General features: G+C 71.9%; 12 protein-coding genes. 3 read left to right on the top strand and 9 right to left on the bottom strand.

Annotated features, from left to right (window positions below; translation table 11 throughout):
- Positions 1-12: 12 nt before the first annotated feature.
- Entirely contained in the window at positions 13-777 is a 765-nt protein-coding gene (locus F8568_RS23100; protein WP_151595759.1) for an SDR family NAD(P)-dependent oxidoreductase, read from the bottom strand.
- Between the two features lie 127 nt (positions 778-904).
- Between F8568_RS23100 and F8568_RS23105 the strand changes: the two genes are divergently transcribed.
- Entirely contained in the window at positions 905-1312 is a 408-nt protein-coding gene (locus F8568_RS23105; RefSeq protein ID WP_151595760.1) for a VOC family protein, read from the top strand.
- A 55-nt stretch (positions 1313-1367) separates the two neighbouring features.
- Here the strand turns inward: F8568_RS23105 and F8568_RS23110 are convergent, their stop codons facing one another.
- The 7 genes from F8568_RS23110 to F8568_RS23140 form a co-directional block, all read right to left on the bottom strand.
- Positions 1368-2399, bottom strand: a complete 1032-nt coding sequence (locus F8568_RS23110) for an alpha-ketoacid dehydrogenase subunit beta (protein ID WP_202125246.1) — start codon at positions 2397-2399, stop codon at positions 1368-1370.
- Positions 2392-3426: a thiamine pyrophosphate-dependent dehydrogenase E1 component subunit alpha gene (locus tag F8568_RS23115; protein WP_151595761.1), complete on the bottom strand. Its 1035-nt coding sequence runs from the start codon at positions 3424-3426 to the stop codon at positions 2392-2394. The genes F8568_RS23110 and F8568_RS23115 overlap by 8 nt, the downstream gene beginning before the upstream one ends.
- 72 nt (positions 3427-3498) lie before the next feature.
- On the bottom strand, positions 3499-4089 hold the full coding sequence (locus F8568_RS23120) for a nuclear transport factor 2 family protein (RefSeq protein WP_151595762.1): 591 nt from the start codon (positions 4087-4089) through the stop codon (positions 3499-3501).
- On the bottom strand, positions 4086-5516 hold the full coding sequence (locus F8568_RS23125) for an FAD-dependent oxidoreductase (protein WP_151595763.1): 1431 nt from the start codon (positions 5514-5516) through the stop codon (positions 4086-4088). Before F8568_RS23125 ends, F8568_RS23120 begins: the two co-directional genes overlap by 4 nt.
- 4 nt (positions 5517-5520) lie before the next feature.
- Positions 5521-6135: a histidine phosphatase family protein gene (locus F8568_RS23130; protein ID WP_151595764.1), complete on the bottom strand. Its 615-nt coding sequence runs from the start codon at positions 6133-6135 to the stop codon at positions 5521-5523.
- A gap of 113 nt (positions 6136-6248) precedes the next feature.
- Positions 6249-7271 (bottom strand): LLM class flavin-dependent oxidoreductase, encoded by a 1023-nt coding sequence (locus F8568_RS23135; protein WP_202125247.1) that lies wholly within the window; start codon positions 7269-7271, stop codon positions 6249-6251.
- Between the two features lie 52 nt (positions 7272-7323).
- On the bottom strand, positions 7324-7926 hold the full coding sequence (locus F8568_RS23140) for a histidine phosphatase family protein (RefSeq protein WP_151595765.1): 603 nt from the start codon (positions 7924-7926) through the stop codon (positions 7324-7326).
- Between the two features lie 199 nt (positions 7927-8125).
- Between F8568_RS23140 and F8568_RS23145 the strand changes: the two genes are divergently transcribed.
- Together F8568_RS23145 and F8568_RS23150 are read left to right on the top strand one after the other, a co-directional pair.
- The gene (locus F8568_RS23145) at positions 8126-9442 is read left to right on the top strand and encodes a cytochrome P450 (RefSeq protein WP_151595766.1); all 1317 of its coding nucleotides are present in this window, start codon (positions 8126-8128) and stop codon (positions 9440-9442) included.
- Positions 9443-9457: 15 nt separating this feature from the next.
- Positions 9458-10336 (top strand): SDR family NAD(P)-dependent oxidoreductase, encoded by an 879-nt coding sequence (locus tag F8568_RS23150; protein ID WP_151595767.1) that lies wholly within the window; start codon positions 9458-9460, stop codon positions 10334-10336.
- A 56-nt stretch (positions 10337-10392) separates the two neighbouring features.
- Here F8568_RS23150 and F8568_RS23155 read toward each other — a convergent pair whose 3' ends face one another.
- Positions 10393-12129 (bottom strand): PEP-utilizing enzyme, encoded by a 1737-nt coding sequence (locus F8568_RS23155; protein WP_151595768.1) that lies wholly within the window; start codon positions 12127-12129, stop codon positions 10393-10395.
- Positions 12130-12143 lie beyond the last annotated feature (14 nt).

The raw sequence follows: 12143 nt of genomic DNA on the forward strand, positions 1-12143 counted from the left end.
GCTCCTCCTCGATCAGTGCTGAACGCGGGACAGCAATCCGCCGTCCACCACGAAGTTGACCCCGGTGCAGAACGACGCCCGCGCGCTGACCAGGAACGCCACCGCGCTCGCCACGTCCTCCGGAGATCCGAGCCGTCCCAGTGGGACCGTCCCGAGCACCTGCCGGTAGACCTCGGGCCGCGCGTCCCGCACCTGGCTCCAGGCGCCGCCCTCGAACTCGACCGGACCCGGCGACACGGTGTTGACCCGGATGCCTTCGGAAGCGAGGGAGCGCGCGAGGGCCGACGCGTGCTGCAGCACCGCCGCCTTGATGGCGGCGAACGCGGTGGGGCCGGACGGGAACGCCGTGTCGACCGCGCTGGTGGAGGCGATGGCCACGACGGCCGCGCCCTCGGAGCGCGCCAGATGGGGCCGGCTCGCGTCCGCCAGCACGGCGAACGCCTGCAGATCTCCCTGCGCACTCGCCACCCACGCGCCCTCCCCCTTGACGCTTCCCGGGGAGGCGTTGGAGACGACGATGTCCAGGCCGCCCAGCGCCTCGGCGCTCGCGCGCACGAACTCGCGAACGGCCGCCGGGTCGGACACGTCGACGGACTGCGCGTGCACCGGGGCACCGCGCTGCCGCAGTTCCTCGGCGGTCTCGGCCAGCGCCTCCTTGCCCCGGGCGCAGACCGCCAGCGCGCATCCCTCCGCGGCCAGCGTCAGCGCGATCGCCCGTCCTATCCCGCGGCTCGCGCCCGTCACCAGAGCCCGGCGCCCGTGCAGGCCCAGATCCACGATCCCACCACCTCACCGCCATCCCGCCTCGATCACGCCGGGCGAGTGGATTCATTAGTCGTCAAATCAATGTTTGAGTACTAGACTATATTCTCGGTAAACCGCGAACAAGAGCCCGGGAGGCCCGGTGGCACTGGAACTGGCGAAGGACACGATCGACATCGGCATCGTCACCCGCGACCGCAAGGCGAGCCTGGCGTTCTACGGTGGCGTTCTCGGCCTGCCGGCCCTGGAGGAACTGCGGATGGACGGTTTCACCATCAGCCGGTTCCAGGTCGGCGGCTGCGTGCTCAAGATCCTCGAGTTCGACCGGGCCCCCGGCGTCACCGGGCCGGGAGGAGCGCTCGGGGACGCCACGGGGATCCGCTACTGGACCGTCTCGGTGTCCAACCTGGACCAGATCCTGGACGCCTGCCGCGCCGCCGGGCGGCCGATCGCCGACGGCCCCGCGCAGGTCCGGCCGGGCGTGACCATCGCGCTGGTGGAGGACCCGGACGGCAACCTCGTCGAGTTCGTCGAACGTCCCGCCGGCTGAGGCGCGGGTGGCCGCCTGAGAGGGGCCCTGACGAGCTGCGCCAGGGCCCCTCCCTCTACAACATCCCCCTGATCTTCTCCACGACCTTCTCCGCGGTCGGATGGCTCGACAGGCTCTTGGAGAACGGAACGGGCGCGTAGGCGCCGCCCACCCGCAGCACGGGCGCCAGAAGCTCGCCGAACAGCTCCTCCTGGATCCGCGAGCCGATCTCCGCGCCGGGGCCGCAGAACTGCGTCGCCTCGTGCACGATGACCGCCCGGCGGGTGCGCTCCACCGACTCCAGCACCGCCGGGAAGTCGAGCGGGACCAGCGTGCGCAGGTCGATGACCTCCGCCTCGACGCCTTCGGCGGCGAGCCGGGCCGCGGCGTCCTCGGCCACCGCCACCGCGGGCCCGTAGGTCACGATGGTCACGTCCCGGCCCGGCCGCACGGTCCGCGCACGACCGAACGGGACGGTGTGCGGCCCGACGGGAACCGGCTCCTTCCTGCCGTACAGCAGCCCCGAGTGCTGGACGAACAGGCACGGGTCCGGCGAGCGCAGGCACGACGTCAGCAGGCCCTTGGCGTCGGACGGCGTGGACGGCATGACCACGTTGATCCCGGGTGTGTGCATGAACCACGCTTCGAGGGACTGCGCGTGCTGCGCCCCGAAGTGGCTGCTCCCGATGACCGTGGTGACGGTGAGCGGGGCGGGGGTCGCGCCACCCGTCATGTACCGGAACTTGGCCGCGTGGTTGAGCACCTGGTCGAGCGTGAGGGTCACGAAGTCGAAGAACATGATCTCGGCGACCGGACGGTAGCCGCCCAGCGCGAGTCCCACGGCGGCACCCGCGATGGTCCCCTCGGCGATCGGCGTGGCGCGCACCCGGGACGTGCCGAACTTCGTCGACAGCCCCTTGCTGGTCTTGAAGACGCCGCCGATCGGCTCCGCCACGTCCTCGCCCAGGACGACGATCTTGTCATCGGCCTCCATCGCCAGGTGGAAGGCCGAGTTGATCGCGGCGGCCATGGTCATCTCCGCCGTCCCGGACGGCTCGGACGGCTCGCCGCCGCGGGCCGCTGCGGGCACCGGCGTCACCTCACTCATCACTGATGCTCCTCACCCAGGAGTCGTCGGCGAAGACATCCGTGTAGAGCTCCTCGGGAGGCGGGAAGGCGCAGGACTGCGCGTACTCGAACGCGTCCTCGACGTACCGCTCCGCCGCGTTCTCGATGTCGACGATCCGCTCCTCCGGCAGCAGCGCGTTGGCCGTGAGCCATGTGCGGAAGGACGGGGCGGGATCGCGCTTGAGCGCGGCCTCCAGCTCGTCCTTCGGCACGTAGCTGAAGTCGGCGGTGCCGGTGTGCCCGGTCAGCCTGTAGCTCACGCACTCCAGGAACGTCGGCCCCTCGTCCCGCCGGGCCCGTTCCACCGCCCTCCCGATCGCCTCGCGGCAGGCCATCGGGTCGAAGCCGTCGACCCGCTCGGTCGGGATCGTGTACGCCGCCGCGCGCCCCGCCAGGTCGGTCGAAGGCGCATAGTCCGCGATCTTGGTGTGCTCGCCCCACTGGTTGTTCTGGCACAGGAGCACCACCGGCAGCCGCCACAGGGCCGCGAAGTTCATGGCCTCGTGGTAGGCGCCGATCGAGGTCGCGCCGTCGCCGAACGTGACGACGGTCGCCGACCCCTTGCCGTCCAGTTGGGCGGCCATCGCCAGGCCCACACCGATCGGCAGCCCGGACCCCACGACACCCGTCGTCGCGGTGAACCCGACGGACTGGTCCTGCAGATGCATCGGACCGCCCTTGCCGCGCGAAGTTCCCTCTACACGCCCGTAGAGCTCGGCCATGATCGACCTGAGCGGCACCCCCTTGGCCAGGGCGTCGCCGAGGTTGCGGTAGGTCGACACAAGACGGTCCTCGGGACGCAGCACGTCCCCCAAGGCGGCGCAGACGGCCTCCATCCCGCGTACGGGGTAGAAGGCCGCCTGAAGGCGGCCGGCCTTGGCCTCCGCGACCGACTTCTTGTCGGCCAGCATGGTGACCAGCATGAGGTGGTACATGTCCGCGAGGGCGTCGGGCGGCGGCGGATCGGACATCCGTGGACCGGGCGGTGCGCTCAGGGTCTCCCCCATTTGCGTCTCCTTCCTCAGAGACCGTGGTGGCCGGCGGTCGCGAGGGCCGCTGCAGACCGCTCGACGCGCGGCTCAGTCGAGCGTCAGGTCGTACACGGGATCGGTGCGGTCGCGGGCGCCGGGCAGGTCGTAGGCGGCCCGGCCGCCCTCCAGCAGGTGCGCGGAAGGGCGGCACTGGTTCCATTCGTTGGTGATGCGGCGGCGCAGGATCCGCCAGGTTCCGTCCCGGCGCGCGAACCGGTCCAGGTAGCGGCCGCCGCAGACGTACTCGTGCTCCTGGTCGAGGGCGCCGTCCGCCTTCGCGGAGGCGGCGTAGCCCTCGCCGAAGAAGGCGGACACCGAGTCCCACCCGCCGGGGATCCGGTGGTAGCCGAAGTAGCTGGACTCCGACGTCGCCCGGTCGCCGTCCACCTCGATGATCGCGTTGGTGACGGTGTGGAAGCCGTAGCTGGTCTGCCGCCTGATCCGGTCGACGATGAACTCGGCGAACTCGTGGGCGTCGCCTTCGAAGGTGCCGTGCGCGTCCGTCGCGTCGGGATGGTAGACGGAGCGGAGCAGGTCGAGGTCGAGCCGGTCGATGGCGCGGCAGTAGCGGCGCAGCACCCGTTCGATCTCCTGCCGGTCCCAGATCAGCTGGACGCGCCGCTCCAGTTCCGATGTCATGCTCGTGCCGCCTCCTCGGCGCGCCGCCCGGCCTCCTCGCCCGCGATGCGGCCGAAGCCGCAGGCGCTGGCGAGCGAGTTGCCGCTGCCCATGTAGGTCACGCCGGCGATCCCGCCCGTGCACTCGCCGGCCGCGTACAGCCCCGGGATCACCCGGCCGTCCTGGCCGATCACGCGGGCGTACTCGTCGATGCGCAGCCCGTATCCGGTGTGGTTGACCGTGACGGGGCGGACCTCGACCGCGTAGTAGGGCGGCGTGGCGAGCGGGACCAGGAACTTGCCCGACTTGCCGAAGTCGCGGTCGACGCCCTCCGCCACCAGCCCGTTGTACCGGGTGATCTCACCGGTCAGGCGGTCGGCGGGCAAGCCGATCTTCTCGGCCAGCACGCCGATGTCGTCGGCGGCGTGCACCTTGCCGCGCTTGACGTTCTCGTCGATCATGTCCGCGGTGTAGTTCTTGGGCTTGAAGGGCGCGTGGTTGGGCCAGACCTGCTTGTAGGCGTCGCGGTACTTCTCGCGCTCGTCCTCCGGCGGACGCAGGGCCGCGTCGTCGAACACGACGAAGGCCCGATCGCCGCGGGCCCGCACCAGCGTGTCGAGGATGCCGTAGGGGGCGGTCTCGTCGCAGAACCTGCGGCCCTCGCCGTCCAGCAGGACGGTCCAGCCCGGCAGGAACGCCTCGTTCAGCCTGGCCAGTCCCGGGTCGAGCGTGCGCAGGCCGCGATCCACGCCGGTGGTCTGCGCGCCGACCGCCGCGGCGAAGCGAAGGGCGTCGCCGCGTGCTCCGTCGGCACCGATGTACCAGGTCCAGTCCGGGATCCACGCGGACGGGTAGTACTCGGCCAGCAGCTCCGGGTTGGCGCCGAACCCGCCGGTGGCCACCACCACCGCCGCCGCCGTGAGCGCCTCTCCGCCGGAGACGACCCCGCGCACGGCTCCGTCCTCCACCACCAGCTCCTCGACCCTCCGGCCGAGCGCCACCTCGACCCCGTGCCGGCGGCACGCGGAGGCCAGGGCGTTGATGAGCGCCTGGCCTCCTCCGTCGATGCAGTGCGAGCGCGGCTTGCGCTCGTCGCCGCCGAAGATGAGGCGGTCGAAGAACTTCACCCCGTGTCCGGCCAGCCAGTCGATGGTCTCCCCCGACCGGCCCGCCCACCGCTCGACGGGGCCGGCCGCGACGTCCCAGGTGTTCAGCGCCATGTACTCCTTGAACAGGTCGCCCGGCTCGTCGTCGATGCCGGCGGCGCGCTGGAAACTGCTCCCGCTGCCCATGACGACCCCGCCCGAGAGCCGGGACGAGCCGCCGACCACGGTCTCGGACTCGACCACCAGGACCCGCTCGCGGCCCTGCTCGGCGGCCGCGAGGCCGGTACTCAGGCCGGCCGCGCCAGAGCCGATGACGATGACGTCGAAGTCGGTTGCGGACATGTGTTCACGCCTCCCGGGGCTGGGCGGTGCGCGGCTGCGGCATGCACAGATGCGCGGACTCGTTGAGGGACTGCAGGCTGCCGACGCCCTGCCGGCTGATCAGCAGCCGTGTCATACCGGTGTAGGCCGGACGGTGGAAGACGAGGCGTTCCACTCCGATGACCGAGCCGACGTAGGCGTTGATCACGGCACCGTGGCTGATGACGGCGACGCGGCGGCCCGGGTTGGCCGCGACGATCGCCTCGAGCGCGGTGCGGGCGTTCCGCCGGATGGTCGCCGCGTCGGTCCCGTAGGCGGAGAAGTCCTCGCGGCGGAAGGCCAGCAGCCGCTCGTCGTCGGCCGCGGCGTCCTCGACGTGCAGGTACTCGGCGCCGCGATCGAACTCCGCCAGGCCCTCCTCGACCTGGACGGGCAGGGCGAGCCGGGCGGACACGATCTCGGCGGTCTCCAGGGCGCGGCGCTGCGGCGAGGAGTAGAGCGCGTCCCACCGCTCGCCCGCGAGACGGGCCGCGATCCGCTCGGCCTGCGCACGGCCGGCGTCGCTGAGCCCGGGGTCGCGGCGCTCGTCCGCGCCGGCTGCCCGGCGAGGCTCGGCGTGCCGGATCAGAGCGAGTTCCATGAGCCTCCAGACGTCCCTTTTCCGTCGGCCTGGCCTCCGTCGAAGGCGAGCCGCCACGGCATACCGCAGCCCCGCACCAGATTAACTCTAGGACTAGAATATCGCAAGCTCGACTATTTTCCGGCGGGCGGTCGCCGCCCCGCCTCCGCGAGGGCGGGCAGGACCTTGGCCTCGAACAGCTCCAGTCCGGCCCAGGACAGCTCGATCGGCAGGCCCCCGAGCAGGGGATGGAAACGCAGTTCCCAGTCCGTCCCCAGCGCGAGGCAGCGCCGCAGGCACTCCTCCGGAGTGACGACCCACAGCGAGGGGTCCTTCTTCAGTTCCTCGAGCCCGTCGTTGGTCCGCCAGTAGCCGTTCTCGCCGTCCCGGCCGCGCTCGGTGGCCCACTGGGCGTAGAGGTTGGTCGCGTGCATGAGATGCGGGGCCAGGCGCGGCCAGTCGCGTTCCGGGTCCTCGGTGACGTGCAGGAAACCGGGGCCATGCGCGGGGAACGGGCCGGGATCCGGCAGCCCGGCCCGCGCCGCCTCCTCCACGTAGTAGCGGTACAGCTCCTCACTGACGGGCCGGTAGCCCAAGCCCATCCGCACCGCGCGGCGCGCCGAGGGCCGGGCGCTGCCGGCGACGTACAGGCGGGGGCCGCCGGGCGTGGCCGGCATCGGCGTCACCGTGATCTGCTGCCCGTCCCGCATGACCGGCCGGCCGCTCCACGCCCTGCGCAGGACGTCGAGGGCGGTCTCGTAGACGCGGACCCGGTCCGCGAAGTCGACGCCGAACATGGCGTACTCGTGCGGCCGGTAGCCCATGCCCGCGTAGACGTGGACCCGGCCCGGACCCGCGATGAGGTCGAGCACGGCCAGGTCCTCGGCCAGCCGAACCGGGTCGTGCATGGGCAGGATCAGAGCCGAGAAGTGCAACTCGAGACGGGCCGTCCGGCCCGCGACGGCCGCCGCCAGCGTGACCGGTGACGGGCAGTAGCCGTCGTCGGCACCGTGGTGCTCGGCCAGGTAGACGGCGTCGAACCCGCGTTCCTCCGCCCAGGCGCACTGCTCCAGGGCGGCGCGGTAGAGGTCCCGCGGCGCCGGCGACTCGGGGCCGAGCACGGGGGCCCGCATGTCGTAACGGAATGCGATGCGCATGGCGCCTTCTCCTATGCTGCCGGTACGGACCGGGGTGGCGCGGTCGGAGGGCCTACTGGGCCCCGGCGGGCTCCGCCGCCTGGTCGGTGGCCATGACCGCCTTCTCGTTGAGGTTCAGGACCTGCCAGCCGCGCTCGCCCTCCCACCGGAAGCGGCTCGTTGAGGCGTACTCCGGCGGGAACAGCTGCGTCCGGTGGGTGATCCCCAGGACGTGGTTGGCGAACACGTTGATGACACCGCCATGGCAGACGGCCAGAACATGCCGCCCTCGATGGGCCTCCAGGAACCGGTCGGCCGACGCCACGACCCGGTCCCGGAACTCCCCCAGCGTGGTGCCCCATGGGGTGAGATCACCGGCGAGGTAGCGCTTCCAGATGTCGGCGCCGTCTTCGTAGTGGAGGTACCGCGCCCCGCGGTCGAACTCGGCGAGCCCCTCCTCGATACGGACGTCCATGCCGAGCCGGTCCGCGACGACGCCCGCGGTCTCGCGGGCGCGCGACAGCGGCGAGGCGTACAGGACCTCGACCGCGTCGGCGCCCGTCCAGGCGGCCGCCCGGGCGGCCGCCGCGGCCGCCTGGGCACGGCCGCGCGGGCTCAGCCCCGGGTCGCGCGGGTCCGCGCCCGTGCCGGGACGAAGCGGTTCGCCATGGCGCATCAAGGTGAGGATCACGGACCGCCCCTGGGGTCGAGATGAGCTCCGAGAATTACTCTAGTACTAGATACTAGATGACAAGAGGTGACGGCAGCTCACCTCGACACCGTTTCACGATCAGTTCCCTCGGAAACCTGGCCTTCGAGCCCGAGAACATTTACTTTGGCACTAGACCATCCATCGCTAGGAGATCGGCCTCTTGATGAGCGACGCACCCCAGACGACGCCACCCGTGATCCCCGCGGACTCCGGGTTCGGAAAGCTCCTCGATCTCGAACCCGGCAGCATCGGCTGCCCCTTCCCGGCCTACCGCGACCTGCGCGAGCAGCATCCCGTGGCCTGGAGCGAGCGGTTGAACGCCTGGGTCGTGAGCAGGTACGAGGACATCCGCGAGGTGCTCCGCGACCCGATCGCCTTCTCCAGCGGGTCCGCCAGCGGCCCCAGCTCGGTCACCTCGCTCGCCGCGCGCGTGGCGGAGAGCGAGGAGTACTCCGAGGCGACGCGGCGGCAGGCCCGGCGGCGGTTGCGGCTGAGCGCGTCCCCCGTCCTGCTCAATTGCGACCCGCCCGTGCACCGGCGGCAGCGCGGCCTGGTCAGCCCGGCCTTCACACCGCGCCGGGTGACGCAGATGGAGCCGCAGATCCAGCGGACGGCCGACGAGCTCATCGACGGCTTCGCCGCCAAGGGCCGGGCGGAGCTGATCGCCGACTTCGCCCTGCCGCTGCCGATGACCGTCATCGCCCGCATCCTCGGTGTGCCGACGAGCCTGATGAGCACCTTCAAGCGCTGGTCGGACGCGTTCACCCGCGGGGTCGGTGCGCTGGACCTGACGGCGGAGGAGATCACCGATCTGTTCCAGTCCGTCGACGAGTTCTACGACTACTTCACCGAACGCCTGGCGGAGCGGCGCGCCGAGCCCGCCGACGACCTGCTGACCGACCTGCTGTCGGCCAGGCTGGAGGGCGAGCAGCCGCTCACCGAGGACGAACTGCTGCAGATGCTCGTCCAGTTCCTCGTCGCGGGCAACGAGACGACAACCAACCTGATCTCCAGCGCCATGCGCCGGCTGCTGACCGACGCGGACCTGCTGCACGAGCTGCGGTCCGACCCGGACAGGATCGCGCTCTTCGTCGAGGAGTGCCTGCGGCTCGAGGCACCGACGCAGGGCATGTTCCGGACCGCGACGGCCGACTGCGAGGTCGGGGGGCAGGCGATCCCGGCCGGCGCCATGCTCTACCTGGTCTACGCCTCCGGGAACCGCGACGAGAACGCCTTCCCCGACCCGGACGCGCTGGTGCTGGACGCCTCCCGCGGCCACCACCTCGCCTTCGGGCGCGGCGAGCACGTCTGCCTCGGCGCCAACGTGGCCCGCCGCGAGGCCCTCATCGCGGTCAGGACGCTGCTCGACCGGCTCGACGGCATCCGGCTGGACGATACGGCGGACGCCACGGCCTACAGCCCCAGCTTCATGCTGCGCAGCCTGCGCGCGCTTCCGATCGTCTTCCAGCCGGCCGTTTGACGCCGGGAGTCGGCCATGTCCTCTCCATCCACCCCGGCCGGCACCGACCCGTTCCGCCTGGACGGGCGGGTCGCGCTGGTCACCGGCGGCTCCAAGGGCATCGGGCTGGCGATCGCCGGCCGGTTGTGCGGGGCGGGCGCCACCGTCGTGTTCTGCGGACGCGACGCCGAACGCGGCAAGCTCGCCGAGCAGCGGCTCGCCGCCCACGGCCGGGCGGAGTTCGTCCGTGCCGATGTCACGGTCGAGGACGAGGTCCGCGCGCTCGTCCGGCATGCGGTGACCCGGTATGGCGGCCTGTCGGTCCTGGTCAACAATGCCGGGCCGACCGACCTCCTGCACAGCCGCGATGTCGACGGGCCGGCCGGGTCGGTCACGCTCGGCAACTGGGAGCGGGTGCTGCGCAGCACGCTCACCAGCGCGTTCCTGCCCACCAAGGCCGCGCTGGAGCCGATGGTCGACGCCGGGACCGGGAGCATCGTCAACGTCTCCTCGGTCGCGGCCGTGCTGGCCGTGCCGGGCTTCGACGCCTACGCCGCCGGCAAGGGCGCCCTCGAATCGTTCACCCGATCCATCGCCGCCGGATACGCCCACCTGGGCGTGCGCTGCAACGCCATCCGGGTCGGGAGCATCCAGACCGATCACGGTTCCGGCGAGGACGCGCCGGTCGGCGGCCTGCGATCGGACCTGCTGCGGCGCGACGCGCAGGACCGGCGCGCGGTCCCGCCCGCCCCCGGCCGCCCGGACGACGTCGCCCATGCGGCGCTGTACCTGGCCTCTCCCGCCGCCGGCTACGTGACCGGCGCCGTCCTGCCGGTGGACGGGGGCCTGACCTGCCGCTCCCTCATGCCCTGGCAGACCCCGCCCCCGCAGCCCCCCGGCGAGCTCACCACCTGAAGGCCGCCCCTTCGCCCGCCGCGGGGAGACCCGCGGCGGGCGAGAAGCCGGAAAGGTCAGTGAACGGTCACCGTGCCGGCGGTGCCGTCGACCGTCAGCATGGTGCCGTTCTTGATCCTCTTCGTGGCGTCCCGCACCGCCAGGACGCAGGGGATGCCGAGTTCGCGGCTCACGATGGCGGCATGGCTGAGCGGCGCCCCCACGTTGACGACCACGGCCGCGGCCGAGGTGAACAGGGGCGTCCAGCCGGGGTCGGTCATCGGCGCCACCAGGATCTCGCCCGGCTCCAGCTCGGTGGCCTCCGACGGGTCCGAGATGATCCGGGCCGGCCCGGTCGCCGCACCCGGGCACGCGGCCAGGCCGGTGAGCACGTCCCCGGGCCGGGCGAGCGTGACCGCCGGGTCCCTGCGCTTGGGCCAGGTCGTCACCGGCGGGACCTCGCCGTCGATGATGTGCGGCGGTTCCAGTTCCGAGAGCGCGCGATGCCATTCCCAGCGCTCGGCTATGACCGGCTTGAAGGAGGAGGGATCGTCCAGGAGGGCGTCCAGTTCGTCCTCCCGGACCATCGTGATGTCGTGCCGATCGCCGAAGTGACCTGCGGCGACGAAACGCCTGCCCAGCTCCCACATGGGCAGGCGGGCCTCGTGCAGCACGCGGATGACGTTGGTCTTGCTGAGCTCCCGAGCCGCCATGAAGACGGCCACCGAACGCATCGCGGCGTCGAAGCGGCCCACCGCCTCAGGGTCGGCGGAAAGCCGGTCCCGCACCTGCGCGGTCAGTCGCTCGCGTTCGGCGCGCAGGGCCTTGGAGCGCAGTTCCGGCTCCCGGTCGGCGGGCTGCAGCCGCATCCGGTCGATCAGGCCCAGCGGTATCGACGGATGCGTCTCCCAGGTCGCGGGCGCCGCCTCCCATTCATCGGTCGAGCGCGACCCGAACTCGCGGAGGAACGCCTCGAACGCGGTCAGGAACGCGGTCACCGGCCGCTCCGGGCGGGCGCGAAGCCGTTCGAGCAGGCCGCCCGTGCCGGTGTCGAACTCCGCGATCAGGTCCGGCGATGCCGCGACCATCCGGCCGAGCCGCCACAACGCCTGGGCAGGGGCGGCCGAGGCGATGTCACCGAGCCCGCTGAGCAGCCGCACGGCGAGCGTGGGGTCGTCCAACGGGGCCAGTGCCTCGTCGAGCGCCCCGGTGACCAGGGACGACTCGTACACCATCGTGAGGTGCCTGCGGAGGATCGCGGCGTAGGGATCCGCCATGATGGCGCGCTGCCGGGCCACCAGGTCCCGGTCGGTCAGCGACGCGAAGTCCGGACGGCCGGCGCGCAGCCGGGCCGCGGTCCTGGCGTCCTCCTCGACGTCGGGACGCGACTCGACGGCGAAGACCTTCTCCACGGTCCGCAGGATGCGCTCGGTGAACTGGGGCGCGAGGTCATCGGGATGCGGGACGTAGGCGGGCCCGCCGGCGTCCCCGAGGTAGGTGCGGTCCATCAGCTCCGGGCTGGCGCCCGGCATCCGCGCACCGAACACCCGAAGCGTCGAGAGGTTGAGATAGACGTAACCGTGGACCATGCCCTGGATGTCGATGGCGTCGGGGCGGAACTCGTCCTCGTCGAAGGCGCCGAACTCGGCCAGCGCCCGCCGCCACTCCCGCTCGGCGGGCATCCCGCCGATCATGCTCCAGAACAGGGGGGTGGCCACGCGCGAGGACACCTCGCCGACGTTGCCACGGGTGTACACGGGGAAGCGGGTGCTGATCGGGCTGTCCACGACCCACGGACGCGAGATGTCCACCATGCTCGTCCTCCTTG

Source organism: Actinomadura physcomitrii (assembly GCF_008923205.2).
Classification (GTDB): Bacteria; Actinomycetota; Actinomycetes; order Streptosporangiales; family Streptosporangiaceae; genus Spirillospora; species Spirillospora physcomitrii.